Annotated in this window: 19 protein-coding genes; 8 read left to right on the top strand and 11 right to left on the bottom strand. The window is 44.1% G+C overall.

The window, feature by feature from the left end:
• Together KFE98_16690 and KFE98_16685 are read right to left on the bottom strand one after the other, a co-directional pair.
• Positions 1-723, bottom strand: a complete 723-nt coding sequence (locus tag KFE98_16690; protein ID UTW61632.1) for a DUF2071 domain-containing protein — start codon at positions 721-723, stop codon at positions 1-3.
• Between the two features lie 71 nt (positions 724-794).
• Entirely contained in the window at positions 795-1,301 is a 507-nt protein-coding gene (locus tag KFE98_16685; GenBank protein UTW61631.1) for an HTH domain-containing protein, read from the bottom strand.
• A gap of 152 nt (positions 1,302-1,453) precedes the next feature.
• Here KFE98_16685 and KFE98_16680 point away from each other — a divergent pair, with 152 nt between their 5' ends.
• Positions 1,454-2,296: an HAD-IIB family hydrolase gene (locus KFE98_16680; GenBank protein UTW61630.1), complete on the top strand. Its 843-nt coding sequence runs from the start codon at positions 1,454-1,456 to the stop codon at positions 2,294-2,296.
• Between the two features lie 17 nt (positions 2,297-2,313).
• On the opposite strand, the gene KFE98_16675 is transcribed toward KFE98_16680, so the two are convergent.
• The 3 genes from KFE98_16675 to KFE98_16665 form a co-directional block, all read right to left on the bottom strand.
• Positions 2,314-2,751 (bottom strand): peptidylprolyl isomerase, encoded by a 438-nt coding sequence (locus tag KFE98_16675; GenBank protein ID UTW61629.1) that lies wholly within the window; start codon positions 2,749-2,751, stop codon positions 2,314-2,316.
• Between the two features lie 163 nt (positions 2,752-2,914).
• The gene (locus KFE98_16670) at positions 2,915-3,565 is read right to left on the bottom strand and encodes a response regulator transcription factor (GenBank protein ID UTW61628.1); all 651 of its coding nucleotides are present in this window, start codon (positions 3,563-3,565) and stop codon (positions 2,915-2,917) included.
• A 61-nt stretch (positions 3,566-3,626) separates the two neighbouring features.
• Entirely contained in the window at positions 3,627-6,692 is a 3,066-nt protein-coding gene (locus KFE98_16665) for a hypothetical protein (protein ID UTW61627.1), read from the bottom strand.
• Positions 6,693-6,805: 113 nt separating this feature from the next.
• Between KFE98_16665 and KFE98_16660 the strand changes: the two genes are divergently transcribed.
• Entirely contained in the window at positions 6,806-8,032 is a 1,227-nt protein-coding gene (locus KFE98_16660; protein ID UTW61626.1) for a metallophosphoesterase, read from the top strand.
• Here KFE98_16660 and KFE98_16655 read toward each other — a convergent pair.
• The 4 genes from KFE98_16655 to KFE98_16640 all read right to left on the bottom strand — a co-directional run bounded on the left by KFE98_16655 (position 8,022) and on the right by KFE98_16640 (position 13,818).
• The gene (locus KFE98_16655; GenBank protein UTW61625.1) at positions 8,022-9,053 is read right to left on the bottom strand and encodes a DUF4421 family protein; all 1,032 of its coding nucleotides are present in this window, start codon (positions 9,051-9,053) and stop codon (positions 8,022-8,024) included. The genes KFE98_16660 and KFE98_16655 overlap by 11 nt on opposite strands.
• 56 nt (positions 9,054-9,109) lie before the next feature.
• Positions 9,110-10,744, bottom strand: a complete 1,635-nt coding sequence (locus KFE98_16650) for a DEAD/DEAH box helicase (GenBank protein ID UTW61624.1) — start codon at positions 10,742-10,744, stop codon at positions 9,110-9,112.
• 67 nt (positions 10,745-10,811) lie between these two features.
• Positions 10,812-13,232 (bottom strand): TonB-dependent receptor, encoded by a 2,421-nt coding sequence (locus tag KFE98_16645; GenBank protein ID UTW61623.1) that lies wholly within the window; start codon positions 13,230-13,232, stop codon positions 10,812-10,814.
• Positions 13,233-13,353: 121 nt separating this feature from the next.
• Positions 13,354-13,818 carry a heme-binding domain-containing protein gene (locus KFE98_16640; GenBank protein ID UTW61622.1) on the bottom strand — a complete coding sequence of 155 codons (465 nt, stop codon included), beginning with the start codon at positions 13,816-13,818 and terminating at the stop codon, positions 13,354-13,356.
• 405 nt (positions 13,819-14,223) lie between these two features.
• Here KFE98_16640 and KFE98_16635 point away from each other — a divergent pair, with 405 nt between their 5' ends.
• Entirely contained in the window at positions 14,224-16,806 is a 2,583-nt protein-coding gene (locus KFE98_16635; GenBank protein ID UTW61621.1) for a response regulator, read from the top strand.
• On the opposite strand, the gene KFE98_16630 is transcribed toward KFE98_16635, so the two are convergent.
• Positions 16,803-17,735 carry a hydrogenase gene (locus tag KFE98_16630; GenBank protein UTW61620.1) on the bottom strand — a complete coding sequence of 311 codons (933 nt, stop codon included), beginning with the start codon at positions 17,733-17,735 and terminating at the stop codon, positions 16,803-16,805. The genes KFE98_16635 and KFE98_16630 overlap by 4 nt on opposite strands.
• Before the next feature lie 58 nt (positions 17,736-17,793).
• Positions 17,794-18,828, bottom strand: a complete 1,035-nt coding sequence (locus KFE98_16625) for an MBL fold metallo-hydrolase (protein UTW61619.1) — start codon at positions 18,826-18,828, stop codon at positions 17,794-17,796.
• 208 nt (positions 18,829-19,036) lie between these two features.
• On the opposite strand from KFE98_16625, the gene KFE98_16620 reads away from it, so the two are divergent.
• The 5 genes from KFE98_16620 (at position 19,037) to KFE98_16600 (ending at position 22,386) form a co-directional block, all read left to right on the top strand.
• Positions 19,037-19,567 carry an SRPBCC family protein gene (locus tag KFE98_16620; protein ID UTW61618.1) on the top strand — a complete coding sequence of 177 codons (531 nt, stop codon included), beginning with the start codon at positions 19,037-19,039 and terminating at the stop codon, positions 19,565-19,567.
• Positions 19,568-19,891 carry a TfoX/Sxy family protein gene (locus KFE98_16615; GenBank protein ID UTW61617.1) on the top strand — a complete coding sequence of 108 codons (324 nt, stop codon included), beginning with the start codon at positions 19,568-19,570 and terminating at the stop codon, positions 19,889-19,891.
• A gap of 89 nt (positions 19,892-19,980) precedes the next feature.
• Positions 19,981-20,946 (top strand): type IX secretion system membrane protein PorP/SprF, encoded by a 966-nt coding sequence (locus KFE98_16610; GenBank protein UTW61616.1) that lies wholly within the window; start codon positions 19,981-19,983, stop codon positions 20,944-20,946.
• Positions 20,947-21,041: 95 nt separating this feature from the next.
• Positions 21,042-21,677: a hypothetical protein gene (locus KFE98_16605; GenBank protein UTW61615.1), complete on the top strand. Its 636-nt coding sequence runs from the start codon at positions 21,042-21,044 to the stop codon at positions 21,675-21,677.
• A 58-nt stretch (positions 21,678-21,735) separates the two neighbouring features.
• Positions 21,736-22,386, top strand: coding sequence for a YdcF family protein (locus KFE98_16600; GenBank protein UTW61614.1), 651 nt, complete (start codon positions 21,736-21,738; stop codon positions 22,384-22,386).
• The last annotated feature ends 78 nt before the right edge of the window (positions 22,387-22,464 follow it).

Genomic DNA, 22,464 nt, shown 5'->3' with positions numbered 1-22,464 from the left:
CTAATTTTTCAGGGCTTGTATGTAACGGACATCTACCGGACTTCCATCCAGCATAAAGGCATTCTCGGGTCGTTTATCCCATATGGTGTCAAAGGCCTTCGGGAATAACCGAATGGGATGTATATCTGCAGCAATTTGTTTATCCGGATAGATTTTCCAGGGCACATGTTCCACCCGGTATTCATGAGTTACGCGCTGATTCCCGTTGTACGCGTAATAACGCTGACTAATAAATTCTTCCAGCGTATGAGGAGCTGTGTCCTCCGCTTTGGCTTGGGTAAGTGCACTAATGCCGTGCTTGAAATTCCCTTCTCTAATGCTGTAATAAACGCTTGCTTCTTTTTCGCCTCGTTTGGCTCGTTCCCGAATCTGAACATGACCAAATCGTTCTTTAAACAAGTTGCGCGCAGCCCATTCGATCATAACCTTGGGCACCAATTCTTTGATAAAAACCACTCCTCGCCTCCATTCTCCATTTTCATAGCGCTTCACGTAGCAGCGTAGATTTAATTCAGGAAAATATTGGTGAAATGGAACCTTAAATCCCAATACACGAAGGTCCCGAAAAGTAAAGGCTACCAGGCTCAAATAGGTCTTCCCTTGAAAGTAATCGAGTTCAATTCCTCCAGGGATATAGGGTTTTAAAAGATTTGGGTCGCAGGGATAGTTCAGTAGAATCAGGTTTTCCCAACGACATCGCATGAACAGCTGATTGTTTTTCATTACTTTTAGTATTTTCAGAAATTATTGAAACTTTATGGGTAAAATAAAGGGGTGTTTGTTCAATCCTCTTATTACTTAACTAACTTGAGTAGGTTTTTGTAGAACCAGTGTTGGTCCGATCGGGTGAACTTATCCACCAATCCATTGGCCTGAATCGTGAATGATTTGATGTTGCCAAGCATTTCGATAAACTCTGCCTGCTCCTCTGCTTCAGGCTCCTGATCAAACTGTTCCAATTGCTCGATCATAGAAACTACAGGTTCAATTTCGCGACGTTTCCGCTCAGAGGCAATTTGCCGAGCCAGGGCCCAAATGTCTTTTCCTGTATAGAAGTATTCCTTTCTCTCCCCTGCTTTCAGTTCTTTAAACACGATTCCCCATTCGATGAGTGCGCGGATATTCATGTTTGCATTTCCCCGACTGATGTTGAGTTCTTCCATGATTTCCTCGGTACTCAAGGCTTCATGACTAACCAACAACAAGGCATGAATTTGCGCCATGGTGCGGTTAATCCCCCATCCAGAGCCAAAGGTGCCCCAGGTTTGAATAAATTTTTGTTTGGCTTCGTTAAATTCCATGGTTCAAATATAGAATTATTTTCTATACTTTCAATTATTTCTGAAAGTACAGTAATAATTTTTTAATCTCATGATCACAGTTATACAATTACGCCCCAAAGCCCTTTCTCAGCCATCGAATTGAATATTATTGCAAGCCTAAATACATTGGATTGAACGGACAATTATTCATTACGGATCTCGATGGAACTCTTCTAAATCCTGAAGGGAAACTATCGGATTACTCCTACTCTGCCTTAAAAGATTTGTTGGATGACGGCATGCCCATTTCGGTAGCCAGTGCTCGTAGCTTACACACCATGAAACAAATTCTTGGAGATTTACCGATTCAAATTCCGGTTGTTTGTATCAATGGAGCCTACATCTGCGACTTTGCTCAGCATCGGTACCTGGCCATACAGGGATTTCCAAGCGCGATTAAAGCCGGATTGCTAAACTATATGCAGGAAAGGAGTTTAGGGTTGTTTGTTTCGGCCTTTATCGATGAACAAGAGCTGCTTTATTACCACAAATTGACCAATCAGGGCCAACTCTGGTACCTGAATGATCGCATCAAGGCTAAGGATCACCGACTCAGGGAAACCCAGGATCTCAGCCCCTTTTATGAAGAGCAGGTGGTTTCGATGACCCTAATGGATGATCGCGCTCCTCTTGAACAAGTTCAATCAGATTTACGCCAGCAATTTGGCGATTTGCTAAATCTCAACTTAACGGAAAACCTCTACGAACCCAAATCCTGGTGGCTCACGATTCATTTTCACCGAGCCAATAAGGCCGAGGGAATCAACTACCTTTTGGAACAAGGTTTTGGAAATCAAAAGAACCTTACCGTTTTTGGAGATGAACTCAACGACCTAAAAATGTTTGCCCTGTCCAATCAGGCTATTGCTGTGAGCAATGCCAATCCAGCGCTCATCAAGAAAGCACACCGAGTCATAGGAAGCAATGACGACAACAGCGTCGTTCGCTACCTGCAAGAAATATGGAAGAAATAGGGCCTTAGCCCTATGCACTACTCTTCGGTAATGGTGATTTTTTCAATCTTGTCTCCGGCACGAATCTGATCGATCACGTCAACGCCTTCTACCACTTTACCAAAACAAGTATGATTGCGGTCTAAGTGCTGCGTATTCGAGCGATTGTGACAAATAAAGAATTGAGATCCCCCGGTGTTTCTACCGGCATGAGCCATACTTAGCACTCCGCGATCGTGAAACTGATTATCACCGTCTAACTCGCAGTCGATTTTGTAACCAGGTCCGCCAGCACCTGTTCCATCTGGACAACCGCCTTGAATAACGAAGTTGGGAATTACCCGATGGAAGTTTAATCCATCATAATAGCCATCCTGGCTCAATTTGACAAAGTTTGCCACTGTGTTAGGTGCGTCTTTTTCGTAAAACTCTACGGTCATGACCCCCTTATCGGTTTGAATTTCTGCCCTTTTCAATACGTATGTTTTTTGAATTAGAAAATGTTCTGTTCAAGTTGATCGCCAAAATTAACGAAATCACAAGGATAGCAAGGGTTCCCATCGATTCTTTCAACCGTTGAACGATTCATGTTGTAGAAAACAAAAGAATCATGAGAAAGGTTGGTTCAAGGTGTAGATTTTATACCAATCCATATTTAATGGCCTTTTGCACCGCTTCTACCCGGTTGTGGACCTGGAGCTTGGAATATATGTTTTCGATGTGCTTTCGCACTGTTTTGGGGCTTATAAACAAATCCTCAGCGATGATGGAATGGTTCTTTCCTTTGCTGATGTGCTCCAAAATCTCCTGTTCTCTTTTGGTCAATTGAAAATCAGGAATGTCGGATTTTCCCTTTTCGTCGTTGAATCGGATGAGTCGCAAAACCTTTAGTGCAATTCCCGGTGACATGGGAGCGCCTCCTTCGGCTATTTCCCGAATGGCTTGGTGCAACTTGGCCGGTTTCTCGTCTTTAAGCAAGTATCCGGAAGCCCCAGCCACAATGGATTCAAAGATGTTTTCATCATCATCAAAAACGGTAAGAATCAGAATGCGAATCTTGGGGTATTGTTCCCGGATGAGCCGAGTTGCTTCCACCCCATTCATGACAGGCATATTGATGTCCATCAGCAACAAATCGGGTTCGTAGAGCTGAAGCTTAAGCAGAGCTTCCTTTCCATTCATGGCCGAAAACAAAAACTCTACTTCATCAAAGAGCTCCAGTTTTTCGCGAATAGCCCGGGTCAAATCCGGGTTATCCTCTACTACTCCAACTTTAATTTTTTCGATCATAGCTTAGTGCTGTTTCACAAAATAAGCATCTCTCGGGGAAATCGGAAATAAGGCATTTGCCTTAATTGTCAGGAATGGGAATCTCAACTTGTATGTGGGTTCCTTTTCGGGGTTCGGTTTTCAGGGTAAATGTGCCTCCTGTTTCCTCCGCTCTAATCTGCATGTTTTGCAAACCATAATGCCCCTCCAAATCTCCATTTCGCTCAAAACCGATACCGTCATCCTTCACATCCAATCGAAGTTTGCCATCAGCAAAAGTCAATTCGATGAGTACGTTTTTGGCTTGTGCGTGTTTGACAATATTTTGAATGCATTCCTGGGCAATACGAAAGAGTTGAATGGCCTCCGATGTTTTAAACTCTTTATTTAAGTTACCGATTAATTCTACCTGATATTCTATATTTTGCAAGGAAAACATTCTACTGGAGAAATCCATCAGCTTCCCTTCAATATCGCGGAGCGAAATCTGGTTTTTATTGAGTACCCAAATGCTCTCCCGGAGCTGTTCCATGGTATACCTCACACTATTGCTCAATTCATCAATTCGTTCTCCGGGAAGTGCTTCATTCTTGGTTTCTATTCGGTAGGAAAGGTTATCCAAGGAGTGCACCAAATAGGTCAAATTACTGCCTACATTGTCGTGTAAATCTTTTGAAATCCGCTCCCGCTCTGAGCGCACTTTTTGCTCCATTTCCAACTCCCTCAAACGCTGTTTTAATTTGCGCTGAGAAAAGAAAACGGTGGTTTGAACTCCAATGGCGACTATCAGTAGAACAACAAGCACAACGAACCAAGGCTTTTGCCAAAAAGGCGGATGAACCACCAAAGGCACCTGAAGCAGAACCTCGCTTTGTTGTCCTCTTGGATTAACCGCCCGAACCCGAAAATTATAGTTTCCCGCAGGCAAATTCGAATAGGTCACACGTCGGTTGTGCGAGGTGGTGGTTACCCATTCCTCATCAAATCCTTCGAGTTGAAAGAAATACAAGACCTCTTCAGGATTAGCGTAATCCAATGCAGCAAACTCTAAGGTAACTACCTTATTACCCGGAAACAAGTCCAAAACCGATTCAGAGTGCTGCAATGCCTGCAAAAGCGAATCCTGAGCGTGATAATTTAAACTCAAACCCGTGAGGTATACCGGAATATCCAAATCTACCGGTTGTAGCACGGTATCTGGATGAAAGGCAATTAACCCCTCAGGTGTGCCATAAGCAATCTCCCGATGCGAGTTACTAAAGATGCAACTGATAGCAGCTTCCTGAAAAAGGAGACCATCCTCTGCATCAAAATTGACAAATCGATCCTCTCCATTGGGAAGCAGCGAAACACCCTGATTGTGTGTGGCCCACAGACCTGTTTGGGCATCGTAATTCACGGCAGAGACAACAGAATTGGCCAATCCAGCTGAACTTCCGAAATTCTGTATGGTATCGGCTTCAAAGGCCAACCGATCTACCCCACCGCCAAAAGTGGCAATCCATAAAACGGAATCTGCCTGGAGGTCAAACTCGCTGATAAAGCGAAAGGCAGGCCTTTTATTCTCCTGGCTAAACTTGTAGTGGTAGTTGGTCACTCTTTCTTCAGGGAGATCTATACGGAAAATACCATCGTTCGTACCTACCCACATTTTCTGGTTATGGGCTAAGGAAGAAAGAATATAATAAGTGGAAAGATCATGCAGGCTATCCTCTATTCCGATTCGACTGCGAAGCCATTCTCCATCAGCATTATAGATATAAGTTCCAAAGAATGTGGTGATCCATACTTCATCCTGAATTTCTTGAATACTGGTAACCGGTCTGGTTCTTGAATACTGTGGTGTTTCGGGCAAAGGAGTTTCGATTACTCGGTCGCGTTTGTTCAAATCAATGCGATAAAATCGGTCTCGAGCGCCGCACCACAATTCATTCCCGACTTTTTCGAGGGTCATAATACGCTCCGGAATAACACCTACCTTTTTTCTGGATCGAATGGCCTGGGATAAGAATCGATTTTCGGTCAACCGATCGGTCGTTAATCTCAACTCATAAAGTCCATCTTCAGCTCCCACCCAAAGCGTACTATCCTCTTGGTAAATGGCCCATACCATATCGCCTCGGGTCCCAAATCCATCGAGGTATTTAAATCGATCCAAATGGGGTTTATATAAATTGATGCCTTTGTTAGCCAGACCTATCCATAGGTTGTTTTGTGCATCCCTATAGATGTGGTGAACCACGTTATTGGATATCCCACCGGGCTGATCTGCTGTAAGATGGGTTAGTTTTCCAGCTTCGTCACAGATAAAAATTCCATCGGTGGTTCCGATCCAAACCTGCCCACGATCGTCAAATTCAATACACAAGGGAATCGTCGCACTATCTGGTAGAATTACTGGCTCAAGAATCTTTTTTTCAGGCACATACCTAAACACTCTCAAACCGGATATAACCCAAATTTGATGATTGGGAGAAAGGTAAATGGACTTTTCTGAAGGCAGTTGAAAAAAGGTATAATCCGGAGTTCTAATTGTGTCGTCCGGAGCTTTATCGACCATGACCAAGCCAAAGGCGGTCATGTGCAATTTGCCCCAATACTTGGAATAAGAAACATCGAACAAACTCTTGGTATTGCTCGAAACCAACCACTCAGCATGCCTGGAAAGGAGTACCGTAGAATCGGATTTTAAATCTTCTGGAATTCGAAAAAACTGCCCTCCAAATCGGGTATAAATGTAGCCTCCGATCCGGGTCATGGCTCGTCCTACTTCTTCCCGTCCCTGATCCAGGTATTTGATGGTAAATGTTTTACCACCAGCCGGATCCACTACATTGATTCCATCTCTTGTACTGGCCCAGATACGTCCCGAGGTATCCTGGGTGATTCGAACCACAAAACCGTCGGTTAGCGCAGCGTCGGCTCCTTTACCAGTGCGGTAATACCGAAAATCGTAGGAATCGTAGCGACACATCCCATCTTGGGTTCCCAGCCAAATGAAACCGTCCCGGTCTTGAAATACATGGTTTACAGAGTTCTGAGGCAGCCCGTCGTTTAGCGTCAATTCGCTAAACCGATAGGTTTGCGCCTGTACTGAAAAAACAGTCAACCAAACCAAGCCTACAAGCCCCCACCTCATCGCAATCATGGGCAAAAGTTAGCTAATCTTTTTAATCCCAAGTCCGCCGAACTACAGGTAGTTTCACATCTTTTAGGGGATCGCTTCCGCTCCCTCCTTTCCAGATGTTCTAACTTCGCTGTATGCTTATTCTCATTCTACTTTTCCTACTGCTTTTGGAATTCTACGTGTTTCAAGCCATTCAATCGGCCTGGAGTTCTGATTTTTCGCTGGCTTGGGAAATGGCCTATTGGGCAACCAGCTTATTTACTGCCATCGCGGTTATTAGCTACAACAGAATCTATCGGCTTAGCTCGGTGGAAAAGTCTCAGGGAATGAGCATCTTTTTCGGTCTGGCCATGAGCTTGATTTTCACCAAGGTGCTATTTTCTTTCCTTATGTTGGGAGAAGACCTCTTTCGGATGGCCATGTTTGCCGGCGAATCGATTTACGATGGCGAAATGGCTTCCTGGAAGGATAGAAACCTAATGTACAATGAAGCAGGCCTGCTGTTAACTTCACTTCCTCTTCTCTACCTGGGATTTGGAATCTTTAAAGGAAAGTACCGCTACCGGGTTCACCGAGTGACTTTAACCTTTGATCACTTGCCAGATGCCTTCGACGGTTTTACACTAGCTCAAATCTCAGATGTTCATTCCGGATCTTTCGACAGCCGAAAAGGAGTTCAAAAGGGGCTGGATTTGCTACAAGAGCAAAACCCTGACTTAATTCTGTTTACGGGTGACCTGGTTAACAATCTGGCGGACGAGGTAAAACCTTACATTGACCTGTTTGCAAAACTGAAAGCTCCTTTTGGAAAATTCTCGGTACTCGGAAATCACGATTATGGGGAATACGTTTCCTGGCCATCCAAAGAGGATTGGCTCAATAATATGGATCGCTTAGCCCGTTATGAGAAGGAAATGGGTTTTGACTTGCTCAACAACCGCCATGTTCGTTTAGAAAAGGACGGCGAAAGCATTGTTTTGGCAGGTGTGGAGAATTGGGGCAAACCTCCATTTCCACAACGCGGTGATTTACAAGAAGCTCTACGAGGAAGCAAATCGGATGATTTTTCGATTCTACTCTCTCATGATCCCTCGCACTGGGACTTACAAGTGCTCGACTTCCCCAAAAAAGTAGACCTCACTTTGAGTGGACATACCCACGGCATGCAGTTTGGCATTGAAATTCCGGGTTTTAAATGGAGCCCTGTAAAGTACAAGTACCCACGCTGGGCGGGCCTCTATGAAGAAAAGGACCGTTACTTATATGTCAACCGCGGATTTGGATTTTTAGGATTTCCCGGACGTTCAGGCATTTGGCCAGAAATCACTCTAATTACCCTAAAAAAGGAAGCTAAGGCTTAAACCGATATCCTACGAAAAGCTTGAATTTCCCATGAGAGATTTGGGCCCCTCGCCTTTCTCCTAAACCCACAGAAAATAAGGAGCCGGTGAACTGTAATCCTGTAAAGAAACGATCAGCATTGTAACCAATGGCATTCATGGTTTTCAGACGAAAGCCCAGATTAGGATCCATTCTTCTTCTCCGGTCCTGCTCGTAGTCTCCAAAGTTGAGCCCCATTCCCGGTATCAGTCCAAGGGTTAGAAAGAACTTCTCTTTGAGCACAGCGGTGTACATGTACCCTAAATTCACACCAAAATTGACAACCAACATATCCTTCATTTCGAGCTGTGGGTCAAAATCGCTGCGCATTTCACGTGGCACTAAGGCAGAATCGCCATCCACACTAAACTGTGAAAACGATACTCCTCCAATTACACTACCCGCACTTTTGCGCTGGATTTCGTTCAACACAAAGGGAGCCTTCAAACTAAACTTATCGTAGTTAAAAGCATAGAGGTATTGCAAACTAATGTTGATGGTCCTTACATCTGAGCGAATTTTAGATTCATCGCTTATGATGGTATCACTTCCCCGATGATCTGCCAGGCGATAACCGTAGTAGTACTGGTACACGCCTTCCATGTATTGTTCACTGGAATAAAAGGCACCTTGAAAATCGAAAAAACGGGCTTCATCAATGGCTTTTTCCTGCAAAAAGGAAAGACTAAATGCCAGATCGATGGAAAACCACCTATAAGACAGCCCTACCCCCATATTGACACCTAAGTCTGGGCGGTAGATAACCATGGATTCCGCTCGTCGGTCATAGAGCTGAAAGAAGTTAAACTTATTCACTCCCACCAGTTTCAGGGCCAAACGATCGGAATAGTTACGGATGTAATTGGTGTCTTGTTCCCGGGTCAAAAAGTTACGGGCAAATTGCTCGGTTTGAGCAAACAAGCTATCGTATTCAACCAATTGAGCCTGAGCAGCAAACCCAAATATCAAAAAGCTGAATAGCAGTATAGTTTTTCTCACCATGAACAGCTCTAAAGTAGTTGTTCCAAGCGGAAAACGAAATGTGCCGTGGTATTTTTTTACCCGCGACCGCCGGAATCTTCCCGGTTCACCCGAATGCTGCGTCCATTAGCAACCACACCTTTGAATCGACGGGCTACAATTTTGGATTGATCGCGGCTTACATCAAAGAAGGAAATTTTCTTCTTTAAGGTGATATCACCAATTGCCTTTTTCTCCAATCCAGTTACGTCACATACAAAATCCAACAAATCGCGTTTGCGGATTTTATCGATGGTTCCTACATTGATAAAGAAACGATCCCAGTGCTTGTTGCTACCGAATTCTCTTCTTGGAGAATCAGAATCACGGTCGCGATCACGATCACGTCTGGATGAATCTTTGGAAGAATTGCGCAAACGATAAGGCAGCTTATTCAATTCACTGGAAATCAAACGTTCTACAATGTCATCAGGGCTCAAACCTGCAAACTCTTCTTCCAGTATGGGTTGAATCAATTCTTTCCATTCGTTGCCTACGGGAGTTTCCACCACTCCTCTAGCCCAACGTCTCACAGCACCAGCTACAATTTCCTGTTCTGATGGTGGGTCCACTTGCTTGAGCTTTACCTTCAGATTTTTCTGAACGCTACTCATTCTGCGCTTATCCCGATTATCTACCAAGGCCAAAGAAATACCTTGCTTTCCGGCACGAGCTGTACGCCCACTTCGGTGGGTATAGTAGGCCAAATCGTCGGGTAGGGAATAATGGATTACATGGGTCAAATCTTGAACATCAATACCCCGGGCAGCCACGTCGGTAGCCACCAAAACTCGTAGGCGGTGCTCTTTGAACTGACGCATCACCTTATCCCTTTGGTTCTGAGTCATTTCGCCGTGTAGGGCTTCTACAGGGTAATGGGCGGCCTGTAGTTGCTCGGCCAATTTCTGAACATTTATTCGGGTTCGGCAAAATACAATCCCTCTTAGGTCCTGGTTTCCATCGAGGATTTTCTTCAACGTAGGAAATTTGTCCGAACCTTTTACAGAAATGAACTGATGCTCAATATTTTCGTTTACCTCTTTCTTGGTATTCACCGATACTTTAACTGCATCTGGCATGAATTTCTTCACCAAGTTTTTGATTTCGTCCGGCATTGTAGCGGAAAACAACCAAGTAGTCTTACTCTCGGGTAGATAGGTCAGGATTTCGTCAATCTCTTCCTTAAATCCGGAGCGAAGCATTTCATCGGCCTCATCCAGTACTACATACTCAGTTTTGTCAAGCTTGACTGCTTTGCGGTTGATCAAATCCTTCAATCGACCGGGAGTAGCCACGATGATGTGACGCGTTTTCTTCAAGTCGCGAAGTTGCCCCCTCATATCGGTTCCACCGTAAACAGCCAAAATTCCCAAATTGGCTACATACTGAGAAAATAGGGTAATTTGATCCGTAATCTGCTGACACAATTCTCGAGTAGGTGCAATCACCACAGCTTGGGTATAAGGTAAGTCCGTGTCGATCTTGGTCAACAGAGGCAATCCAAAGGCCGCGGTCTTTCCTGTTCCGGTTTGCGCCAGTCCGATCAGATCTACCTCAGAATCAATCAATATAGGAAGGGTCTGTTCCTGGATGGGCGTTGGGGTTTCGATCCCCATTTCCGTTAAGGCATCAGTGATATCTTTCGGAAGTCCGAGCTCAATGAATTTATTCAAAATCAAGGGTTTAATAAAAGGCTGCGAAAATACGCCAAATAAATGAGGGGGACTGTTTTTCTACTGATTATCGTCCCATAACGTCGCCTGAAGGAAAATTACCTCCTCCCCGGCCTCTTCTTGCTTTCTGATTTAAGCGGTAATTAAAGGAAAGAATAACGCTCCGAGATCTCCACTGAAATTCGGTGTAGTTTTCAAAATTCGGCCCTGTAGTTTCGCTTCTTCTGATTCGTGAATTCAGTAGGTCACGACCGCTCAAGCTCAAGGTTCCATTTCCTTTGAGAATTTCCCAAGCCGCTCCTAAATCCCAACTAAACATGTAGCGGTTTCTTCCCTGAGTCGTTTTTACTGGCGAGCGATAATTGAAGGTGGTCTGTAAGGAGAACTTGCGTTTTACTTTCCAGCGAGACATCAATCGACCTGTCCATCCCCAGGTATCTGCGTTGTAACTGGTACCTTCATATTCGCCCAGGGTAGATCGACGGAAGCCATTGAGGTTCAGGTTTAAACTCCACCATTTATAGGGATCATAATTGGTCGAAACTTCCAACCCCACAGCATGGCGCTGGCCTAAGTTGATGGGAAACCTGTAAACAACTCCATTGGTATCGCTCACTTCAATTCGCTCCACAGCGTCTTCGGTATACCGGTAATAAAGGCTGGTCAAAAACGTAACCTTCTTCTTTTTCTTCATGTAACCCACTTCCGACGAATGGGTAAACTCCGGATTGATATTGGGGTTACCTCGATTAATATTCCGTGAGTCGCTGTAGTTATAGAAGGGCAACACCCACCAAAAGCGGGGCCGATTGATCCGCTTGCTATAGCTCAATTGAATAAATTCTTCTTTGCGAAACTCGTAGGAAAGCTGCACACTTGGAAAAAGGTTGAAATAGGTTCGGTGATTCTTTTCGCCGGTAAGTTTGGATTCGGTTAACACATCAGAGAGCTCTCCCCTTACGCCTGCCTGGTAGGAAAACTTTTTCGTTTTGTTTCCGGCCATCAAATAAGCAGCATAGATGTTTTCACTGTACACCACATGATTCTCGAAATTGGGCAAAGTCACCCATTCTCCCGTTTCAGCTTCTTCCTGAACCTTAAAATCATTGTCTACGGTTCTCAAATTGGCTCGCAAACCCGTTTCTGCCTTGCCCTCTTTTCCAAAAGGATGAATGTAGTCGGTTTGCATTAAAATATTCTGTCTTTTTTCTAAAGTCGGAACCTGCTGACGAATGTCTTCCGTTTCAGAGTCATCATCGGTTTGAATAATGGTGGCATCCTCAAAATCTTCGGCTTGAGAATATTGGGCATCAACCGTCCACTCCCGACCTTTCTTCTTAAAGGTTTTGCGGTACCCCATGGACAATTCCAGGTTTTCCCTTTCCTGCCGCTCCATTTCATTCCGGTTGGTCGTTCGGGTTAATACGCGATTTTCATCGTAATCCCGGTAGATCAAATCGGTGGGGTTATCACCTGTGCCAAAACTGGTCATTCCAGCTAAACTCAAACTGTTGTAATCGTTGAGCTGTATATCGGTTCCCAAACGAAAATTGTGAGATAGCCCTCCCCGTTTACGTTCGCTTTCTGTTTCGTAGTAATAGGTGGTATCGGTCAAAAAGTTAGTCTGCTCGGTATTCCCAATTCCAGGTGTGATTCGATAATTGAGTCCATAACCAGCAAATAGATTGACCTTTTTCTTGCGGTAGTTGATCAGGAAGGAACCTCCTACGGTTTCTGGTATTCCTACCCGAGCTTCAAAGTTTCCGTTGATTCCGGACTTCTTCTCTTTCTTCAGAACAATATTGATGATTCCTACTTCTCCTTCCGCATCATATCGAGACGATGGATTGGTGATCACCTCCACGGACTCTACCATATCACCTTGCAGCAAACGAAGAGCTTCGGCATTTCCCATTCCCGTTAAAGAGGAAGGCTTGCCATCAATCAAAATACGGACATTTCCACTTCCGCGAAGGCTTACGTTTCCTTCAACATCTACTTGCACTGAGGGAAGGTTATCCAAAATTTCGGCTACGTTTCTTCCAGCATTGGCCATGTCTTTGTTGACATTAAATACCCGCTTGTCCAGTTTGATTTCCATGGCTGCTTTTTCCGCAGTAATCACAACCTCTGACAAATTCTTACTGTCTTCGGTCAATGAAAGGCGGCCCATCGAAAGTAGCTCAGAGCCCACAGTAACATTAGAAATGATCCGACTTTGGTAGGAAAGAAAAGAAACCTTTAGGTAGTATTTCCCGGGCTTAGAACCCAAAATGAATTTTCCATTAACATCGGTTGCCGCTCCAGTAACTAAGGTGGAATCAACGGCTGAAAAGAGAGCTACAGAAGCATAAGGGATAGGAACATCTCCTGGATCGACAACAATTCCAGAAACTCCAACCTTAGGTGTTTGCTCCTTGTTTTGAGCAAGTCCAGGTAAAGTAAATCCAAGCGTAATAAGCCACAGAGCGATCAGTTTCCCTTTCATGGTGCGGCAAAAGTACCTGCATTTTGGATTAAAGCAGCATGAAAATCCGGCTTTAACAACTCTTTAAGATTTGGGGTAGCCCTCAAAATCCGGGCTCTTTTCCTGATGATAGGGACTTAATCTATTCGTGGGAATGACCACTGCCCCATTTGGCACGTTCTTGCTCAAACCATCCGATGAGTGATTCACGCTGCTCCGAAGTCAAATCTGCCTCTCCATGCATCACTACATAGATTTCCATCGGCATTTCACCTTCTTCCAACTCTTCGGCACACTCCTCCAGTTTGTGTTCCTTCTTTTCAGGGTCCCAAGATCCATACTCTGAAAAGTTCAGGTGTTCACGACCTTCGTCAATATCATGACCAACCAGCCAAGACACTGGAGCTATTTGGGCGTACCAGGGATAGACCGTATTATTAGAATGGCAGTCGTAACAAGCAGTTTTGATCAAATTACCGATTTCACTGGGAGGGTTTGTGGAGTACAAAAAATCCTGCTCCAAAACCGACTCCGGATTAGAAGTATCAATACGGATAAATTGAATTCCTATTAAAACTACCACTAAACCAATCCAAACTTTCTTCATATCCGATCAAATATTAAAAATGGGGTCGCAAAGAAATAAAATATTTCTGGGTTTATCATCCAATTGCTAACCCCCGTCAGCAGCGGGCTTCCGAAGACAATGTGTCATTCATCGAACAAAACGAACCGTTCGTCGATGAAACCAAGCAGCTCATCGACCAGAGGCTGTTTTAGTCTTTCCCAGATTGGGAAAAAACTTATTTTCGACAATACCCTTTTGGGAGGCTGTTGCGGAGCGCCTTTTCCCAATTTCTTAACTCTAACTATAAAACTCTATACCCGATGCGTATACATGTACATGATTTTCAGGTTGTCCCAAATTTTATACAAACCACCTGTTCGAGAATCATTATATGTAGGTCTACTGATTTCAAAAAATCCTGATCCATAATCGCAAAGAAGGGCAATGAATAGTTATCAGTGGTTACTCAACCTTGGGGTTGATCCTAAACGGGATTCCGATACGGATATACGTAGAATTCGATCCCTCAATTTTATCACCTTTATTCTGGCGATAATCCCCATTCCCTACCTTTTTCTTTATGGTTGGTTGGGCGTACAGGAATTGGTCATCATGGAAATCGTGACAGCAACTTCACTTTTTCCCATTTTCTACCTCAATTATTTGCGGAAGCACAAGCCGGCCAAGGTCTATTGCTATTTCCTCAATATCACGTACATCTTTCTTTACTCAACCAGTTTGGGTCATGAAGCAGGGTTACTTCTTTTCTACTTAATTGCGGTATTCCTCCCCCTATTCATCTTTGACATTCACAAAGACAAGGGCACGCTTTTGTTGGGCTACAGCCTCACCTTCTTTTACTGCATTGTTGATTTCTATTTTGATTTTCAACTATTTGGCCGCTACCTCGTGGATTTAGAAACCCGTCAGATATTGTTTCTAAGCTATGTACCTTCCTCCTTTCTCCTGGCGTTTTATACGTCTTATCAAATTTCATTGTCCAACCTTCGAATGGTCGATCGCTTGCAGGATCAGCAAAATGAATTGATTCGATCGGTGGAGAGCAAGGAAAAACTCATTCAGGATATAGACTTTACGAATCGGGAGCTCCATGCACTTGTAGATAATACGGAAGATGAAGTCTTTGCCATAGACAAAGAAGGACGCTATATCATCTGGAATCATATCCATGAGAAAATGACCCTCCTGCTCTATGGGCAACGCCCTGAAAAACGAAAGGAACTCCTCTATTTCTCTCCGCCTACTTCCAAAATTCAATGGATAAATCCACCGTTTCATTGGCCTACTGTTATTGAAGAAAGCCTGACCGGACAAAACCTAAACCTCTCCCAAGCCTTTGTAAAACAAGAACGGAACACCTATTCCGAATACTCCATTCACCCCATTCCCTCAACCGATGGACAAGAAGCTATTGGAGCCGTTATTCGAGGACACGATGTAACCGATTTGGTCGAATCCAGAGATATGCTCAAGTCAATCAGCGAACGACTCAAACTGTCGGTAGACATTGGAGGAATTGGCATTTGGGAATACGACTACCAGATCAAGCAGTTTTATTTCTCCCGCATCATGCACGATATGTTCGACATACGATCGCATAAACGCAGTGAAATAACCCGGCAGTGGTATCGATTGGTAGCCAAAGAGGATCGTGAAAAACTGGTAGGTTCTATTCGAAAATTACTCAATGGAGAATCCATTGCCACTCAGCTCAAGTTAAAGGTGGCGGGTCCACAAGGAAGCCGACGTATTATCCAAACTAATTTTCACCTGCTGCGGAAAAATAGATTGCCCTATAAACTCATTGGATCTTGCATTGACATAACTGAAAACGAAAACCGCAACCTCGAGCTCAAGCAAGCCTTGGATTTGGCTGAAAAAGCCTCGGAAGCCAAATCGGACTTTCTCTCGGTAATGAGCCATGAAATAAGAACTCCGCTCAATGCCATTGTTGGAATTTCGGATTTGCTGTCCATGGAAAGCCAAATGGGACACAATATTCAGCTCTTGGATAGCTTAAAATTTTCCTCTAAAAACTTATTAGGGGTTATTGATGACATCCTGGAATTTAACCGAATCGAAGCAGGCAAAGTGGACCTTCAATTGGAATTAACCCACCTCAAGCATCTGTTGGACGACTTATACCACATGCATCGGGTAAAAGCGAATCAACAAAAAATCGATTTAAACTTTCACAAGGCTAAAATTCCCGATCTTATCCTGGCAGACTCCAACAAACTGAGTCAATGCCTGAATAATCTATTGAGCAATGCCCTGAAATTCACCCACAAAGGCTCAGTAAGCCTGACGGTTACCACAATCAAGGAGGATTTTCATACCATTTGGCTCCAGTTTCGTATCGAGGACTCGGGAATCGGAATTCCAGCTGATCAGGTTGCCCACATCTTTGACAAATTTACCCAGGTAGAGAGCCAAACCAGTCGCCAGTTTCAAGGCTCGGGTTTAGGACTCACTATTACCCGTAAATTGGTTGAATTGATGGGCGGATCTATTCAAGTACAGAGTATTGAAGGACAAGGCAGTACTTTTACCCTTGACATTCCTTTTCGACAAACTTCTTTGAAAACGGAATATGTCAGCGGCACCAACTTGCAAGTGAAGTTTGATGCCATTCACGGTAAACGAATCCTAATCGCAGAAGACAATCAGCTGAATCGAACCGTACTGGAGCATTTCTGCGAGAAACTGGCGATCCATGTGGAATTCGCCACCAATGGCCAAGAGGCCATTCAATATGCCAAGGAGAAAAACTATGACCTCATCCTAATGGATATTCAAATGCCGATGTTGGATGGAATTGAAGCCACTGAAACGATTCGTAAAAAAGATCAATTCATTCCTATTCTGGCCCTATCGGCCAACGTCAACCCCTTTAATATCGAACGAGCCAGGAAAGTAGGCATCAATGATTACCTCACAAAGCCAGTGGAGTTTGAACGATTCGTCAACAAGGTGTACGAATTGCTCATTCAGGGCAACAATTAAGGAAGGAACTGAACACCGAAACGAGTTTTCTCGGGAACCATAGTATCTGGAATTTCTGATTCTCCGAGCTGCTGCCTCAAATCAATTTCAATGGTGGTGCAAATGGCTGACATAGGTGTATCCGATGCCCTGTTTTCAAAGGGATCTTCAGTAACATGTCCTGATTTTTCCAAGATGTAGAATACAAAGGAAATCAAGGTGCTCATGGGAATAACCTGCCAATCCATCTCCTCCATCAACGACATGGGTAAGAGAACGATGAATAGCCGCATAAAAAACCGAGTAAAGTACTGGTAGTAATACGGGAACACGGTTCCTTTAATTCGTTCTGCCTTACCCTGTAAATCATACATTTCGGTCAGGCACCGGTTGAGCTCAATTTGTTGGTAATCGTTGATCCATCCTTTTTGATGGGCTACGGCTATTTCAGTTCCCTGGCGATGTAACAATTGCGTCGCTTTGTTTCGATGGGCCGAAAGTCGTTCAAACTCTTCTGCCGGTAACAGATCCTTCAACTCATCCCAGGAATCTTGTTTTCTCAATTGAATTCTCAGAGCATTAATCCAAGCCAGGTGACGGTAGATCAGGCGTCTTCGAATTTTTTCCACTCCTTCCGGGTTATCCTCCGACTGAATCAAGGAGTTGACTTCCATGCCAAATGATCGGCTGATGTTGACTACCCCACCCCATATTTTGCGGGCTTCCCACCATCTGTCGTAAGCTGAATTGTTGCGAAAACCAAGAAAAATAGCCAGGGCACCACCCAAGATGGTCACAGGAACCACCGACATTATTGGGCTCCAATGAGTTAAGGTATGAATGAAGTACAACAGCGTGGACCAAACCACAAAAAAGAGAATGGCCTTGTAGTTGAACCGGACAATACCGGCCATTTGAAACAAGGGTCTGTGTGAAAACTTGACAAGCATAGAAACGAGATGTGATTAACTAATCGAGAACAATTTTAGGTGATTTTTGGTTGTCCTCCTACTCTTGTGCCCATAAGTCGTCTAACCATAGTGGCGCACCGATTTCTGGAACCATGAGCTGATCGGGCGAATCCGCAAAGGCTTTGGTTACCACTTCAATGGGTTCGTTGGGTGGCTCATCGCTAAGGTCGTAAGTCCCATAATGCATTGGGATAAACCTTTTTCCGCCTACATCTTGATAAGCCTGAAGCGCTTCCCAAGGACTGGTATGTGACGATTTCATGATAAAATCTGGATTATAAGCTCCAACTGGCATAAGTGCTATATCGGGTGATCCCATAATTCGTCCAATGTGCTTGAAGTGCGAATCATAAGCAGTGTCTCCCGTAAAGTAGATGGATTTAGTTTTTCCATTGGACGCTTTCCATTCCAGCCAATATCCACCCCAAAGCATATCGTTAAAATCCAGTAATCCCCTTCTGTTCCAATGGCGGGCTGGCAGAAAGGCTATCTTAAGCTCAGAGAGGTCGAATTGCTGAAACCAACCTGCTTCTTGATAAGGCTGACTTGTGTACCGCTTCAGGAGTTTTCCCATATCCATGGGAAGCAAAAATTTCACCTCTGGATTTACCGATAATAAATCACGCAAGGTGGGCACATCAAAATGATCGCGATGGGCATGGGAATACAAAATGTAATCCAGATCCGTGATGGACTTTCCACCTATGGCCGGGCGGGTATATGATTTGACCATAGGAAGTTTAGAATAGCAAGGGTCAATCAGAAAGCTAACTCCACCTAATCGCAAATAGAAGGAAGCATGTCCCATCCAAACCAGTACATCACGATCGCTCTTCAAAAATGATGTGTCAGAATGTACGGTGAGCGAAAAAGGGTTCTGCTTCTTGAGTCGCTTGGCCTGGCGACGGTTCCGTTGCCACTTTACAATGTCTTTAAAACCAGGTTGAAATCGTTCGTTTTCGTTGTAATAAACTCCTTTACAGTATGGATTTCCTTTCCAATCAGGATCCAGGTTTTTCAAGGATTCATTCCGCACATATTCAATAACTCTTGACTTCTTTTTGTAGGTCATTTGCTTGATTCTCTATTTTTTTTCACCCTGGCGACGAATTTAAAACATCCCGTTATTCCTGACACAAGGCCCTTATTCCGGCCCATAGCATAGCTCGACACTTCTTGCTTTTTCATCAACTTTTCGTAAATTGTTCAGGTGCTGAATCGGATTATCGAACGTGCACAGTGGAACAAATAACAAAATCTTATTCACCCAATTGATTTCTATGGATCAGATTATTTACGTTGCTGTGATGGTCGTTACGGGCCTATTATTTTACTGGATCACCCTACCCTTTACCTTTACGATTAGACGAAGAATTGTGATTAAAGCTCCGGCAGATCGAATTTTCCGACAAGTCAATGATTTGAGAAACTGGGAAAAGTGGTCCCCCTGGCACAGCATTGATCCCAACCAGAAAATCACTTACAGCGATCCTGATTCCGGACAAGGAGCCTGGTACACTTGGGAAAGCACCAACAAGAATGTGGATAAAGGAAAATTGACCCTGGAAGAGGTTCAGGAAAATCACCTGATCAAAATTCGCCTCGAATTTGAGAAATGGGGAACGAGCCACGCTGTAATGCGCTTCAACGATAAGAAGAAAGAAGGCTATGAAGTAATTTGGAGTATGGACAGCAAAATGAACGCTTTTTCCAAACTCTTTGGCCCCTTTATGCGAATGAACCTGGGATCTATGTTCCAAAAAGGACTGAACGGAATCAAAAAAGAATCACGCCGCAAAAAGAGACAATAAATGGCATTTGACGAGCACCTTGCCGAACGCATCCGATCTGTATTGGAGGAAAAGAAAGTGGTCTTTGAAGAGAAGAAAATGATGGGTGGGCTCACCTTTATGGTTCGGGACAAAATGTGCGTAGGAATCGTAAAAAACGATTTTATGGCTCGGGTTGGCAAGGACCGATATGAGCAAGCTCTTACCCGCGAGGGTGCCCGGGAAATGGATTTTACCGGAAGACCAATGAAGGGTTACGTATTTGTAGCGCCAGAAGGGATTGACATGGAAGACGATTTGGACCTATGGGTGCAGGACTGTCTGGATTTTAACCAAGAATTATAACTACCCGCTTCCTGTAAGTTTACACCATCAAACCAACCCTCAAGTGCCTTCAGCAGTCCATTCTTACACAGAACAGACCAATGCGCTTTTTGAGACTTGCCATACTTTCATTTATGGCCTTTACCGGGCCCTATCTTCATGCACAGTCTCTCCTATTTCCCTATGCCGAAAGCAACAACCACCTCTTCTTCAATGCTGCCTTATCAAGTTGCCAATCCTACGGTTCCACTGCCTTAACCTATCTGAATCAAGCGAATAGTGTTGGAAACAGTAATACTTTGGCTTTTCAATCCAGATTAAGAAGCCGATTCGTTCGAGGAGGTATAGGTCTATTGGGGTATTATGAGCAAACCCCAGGTTCCACTCAGCAATTCTCCTTTTCCGGAAACTACAGCATTCGTCATAATGTCAATCGTCGACTATCCTTGGGATACGGAATGGTATTGGGATACAATTACCAATCGCGGAGGAAAGCAACATTTGATCCAGGTTATGCAGAATTGCCCTCGAATTCGCCTGGAGATTATTCCTATCTGGACAACCATTTTGCCGTGGCTGCCTATGGAGGTGGTTGGGCACTGGGCTTACAAGTAAACAATCCCATTTCCTGGTATTTCTCGTCAAAAGGCACATTCGACGTTCCGCTTGGTCTTACCGCCTTTGCAGGGAGAAGCATTTTAACTGGACGCCTCCACAAACATTTGAATGCCGTGGTACTCTATCAATGGCAGCAAATGCCAACCGATTCTTCAATTGATACCCCAGAAGACATTAACGAGGCAAGTATAAATCTGGCCTATATAGACAAAGAAATTTCTTTGGGTTTAGGCTATACCTATTCTCACAAACGATACTACCGCCTACTTTACCACCTCGGTTATCGATTTCATCCCTTCCGGATACTCTATTCACTGAGTATTCAAAACGATTTAGGCAGACCTGCTTTTGAATCCCCAAGCTGGAATCATCAGTTGGCCGTTCAGATGGCGATTTTTCGCCGTCGTCATTTTCGAGCCAGGTTTCGACGTACACCCTGTGAGGCCTTCTGGTATTAAGTTTGATTAACAAATCAAGTCAGTTAATCCTTCTTAAGCAGGCAACCTGCTTCAAGATTTTGAGTCATATTTGCGTCTATCGAATTCAAATTGCCATGATTAAAACACTTTGTATTGCCCTAATCGGATGGATGATTGTTGGTCCCATTCAAGCTCAGGAACAGCAGCAGGAAGAGATTCGCCAAGCTTTTGAAGGATACAAAACTTCCATCATGGAAAAAGATGGTAAAAAGGCCATTAAATGGGTAGACAAAAACACCCGGGAATATTATGCTCAAATGCTGGACCATGCTAAAAACATGGATAGCAGTTCCTTGGTTACCCTTCCCCTAATGGACTTGATCACCGTGCTTACCGTAAGACAGCGCTTTGATCGTGAGGAAATCCTGAGTATGAAAGGTGATGACTTTTTTGTAGAGGCCGTCAACAAAGGCATGATCGAGGAAAGCGGTGTCACTCCCCTATCCATCGGCAAGGTCAATATTGAAAACGATCAGGCCACAGGTCAGGTTCTTAAGGATGGCTCAAGTACGGGGTTAAATTTTCGATTTTCTCAGGAAAAATCAAGATGGAAAGTGGATCTTACCTCCATTATTCCTGCTACGACCAAGTCACTGGAACAACTAAGAATGCAACAAGGAATGAGTAAATCGGGGTTTGCCATCTACCTCCTTGGCATGATTGACAAATCCGCTTCGAAAAAAGAGGATCTCTGGCTACCCGTTAAGTAGCTGATATAACGAGGCCTATAAGAAAAACCAGCCATCCACGTTAGCCTTATAAACCACCATGAAAAAGCGATTTCGCCTTAGAAGAATCCTCCTTACCCTCCTTCTTTTGCTCATCGGGACAGGAAGCACGATATATTTTGCCGATCAATGGGTTTCGAGCAAAGCGAAACACTGCTACTCCTCCACCGATGACCTTCCTAAGAAAAAGGTTGGACTGCTGCTGGGTGCCGGTAAATACACCCGCAAAGGGAACATCAATCCCTACTATAAAAATCGCGTGGAAGCTGCTGTAAAACTCTATCGAAGCGGAAAAATCAAATACCTTTTGGTAAGTGGAGACAATTCATCGAAGTCGTATGACGAGCCCTCCACGTTTTTAAATGATCTGAAGACCAGAGGGATTCCCGAAAGCAGAATAGTATTGGATTATGCCGGATTCAGAACTTTGGATTCTGTAGAACGATGTGAGAAAGTGTTCGGTGAATCTGATATAATTATCATATCGCAGCCCTTTCACAATGAGCGAGCCCTCTTCATTGCCCATCACAAGGGAATGAATGCTGTGGCCTACAATGCACGTCGGGTTAGCCGTTCTCAAAGTACCAAAACCATGTTGCGGGAAAAGCTGGCTCGGGTAAAAACGCTGTTGGACTTATTTATCCTTCAAACCGAACCCAAATTCTACGGAAAGCCAATCAAAATTGGTTGATCTCAGGGCCATCCAAAGTGTGTCCAATAAAGTCGTAAATGGCAAATCTCCCTTCTCCTTTCTAAGTAGAATGGCCTC

The sequence above is a fragment of the bacterium SCSIO 12741 genome (genome assembly GCA_024398055.1).
GTDB lineage: Bacteria > Bacteroidota > Bacteroidia > Flavobacteriales_G > Salibacteraceae > SCSIO-12741.
Note: the sequence above shows the minus strand (reverse complement) of the source record. Positions and strands in the feature narration are given on the sequence as shown.

What these genes read in the sequence shown, in the direction of transcription:
- KFE98_16690 (UTW61632.1), bottom strand. Translation starts at nt 723, where the DNA reads ATGAAAAACAATCAGCTGTTCATGCGATGTCGTTGGGAAAACCTGATT.
- KFE98_16685 (UTW61631.1), bottom strand. Translation starts at nt 1,301, where the DNA reads ATGGAATTTAACGAAGCCAAACAAAAATTTATTCAAACCTGGGGCACC.
- KFE98_16670 (UTW61628.1), bottom strand. Translation starts at nt 3,565, where the DNA reads ATGATCGAAAAAATTAAAGTTGGAGTAGTAGAGGATAACCCGGATTTG.
- KFE98_16665 (UTW61627.1), bottom strand. Translation starts at nt 6,692, where the DNA reads ATGATTGCGATGAGGTGGGGGCTTGTAGGCTTGGTTTGGTTGACTGTT.
- KFE98_16660 (UTW61626.1), top strand. Translation starts at nt 6,806, where the DNA reads ATGCTTATTCTCATTCTACTTTTCCTACTGCTTTTGGAATTCTACGTG.
- KFE98_16655 (UTW61625.1), bottom strand. Translation starts at nt 9,053, where the DNA reads ATGGTGAGAAAAACTATACTGCTATTCAGCTTTTTGATATTTGGGTTT.
- KFE98_16645 (UTW61623.1), bottom strand. Translation starts at nt 13,232, where the DNA reads ATGAAAGGGAAACTGATCGCTCTGTGGCTTATTACGCTTGGATTTACT.
- KFE98_16640 (UTW61622.1), bottom strand. Translation starts at nt 13,818, where the DNA reads ATGAAGAAAGTTTGGATTGGTTTAGTGGTAGTTTTAATAGGAATTCAA.
- KFE98_16635 (UTW61621.1), top strand. Translation starts at nt 14,224, where the DNA reads ATGAATAGTTATCAGTGGTTACTCAACCTTGGGGTTGATCCTAAACGG.
- KFE98_16630 (UTW61620.1), bottom strand. Translation starts at nt 17,735, where the DNA reads ATGCTTGTCAAGTTTTCACACAGACCCTTGTTTCAAATGGCCGGTATT.
- KFE98_16625 (UTW61619.1), bottom strand. Translation starts at nt 18,828, where the DNA reads ATGACCTACAAAAAGAAGTCAAGAGTTATTGAATATGTGCGGAATGAA.
- KFE98_16620 (UTW61618.1), top strand. Translation starts at nt 19,037, where the DNA reads ATGGATCAGATTATTTACGTTGCTGTGATGGTCGTTACGGGCCTATTA.
- KFE98_16615 (UTW61617.1), top strand. Translation starts at nt 19,568, where the DNA reads ATGGCATTTGACGAGCACCTTGCCGAACGCATCCGATCTGTATTGGAG.
- KFE98_16605 (UTW61615.1), top strand. Translation starts at nt 21,042, where the DNA reads ATGATTAAAACACTTTGTATTGCCCTAATCGGATGGATGATTGTTGGT.
- KFE98_16600 (UTW61614.1), top strand. Translation starts at nt 21,736, where the DNA reads ATGAAAAAGCGATTTCGCCTTAGAAGAATCCTCCTTACCCTCCTTCTT.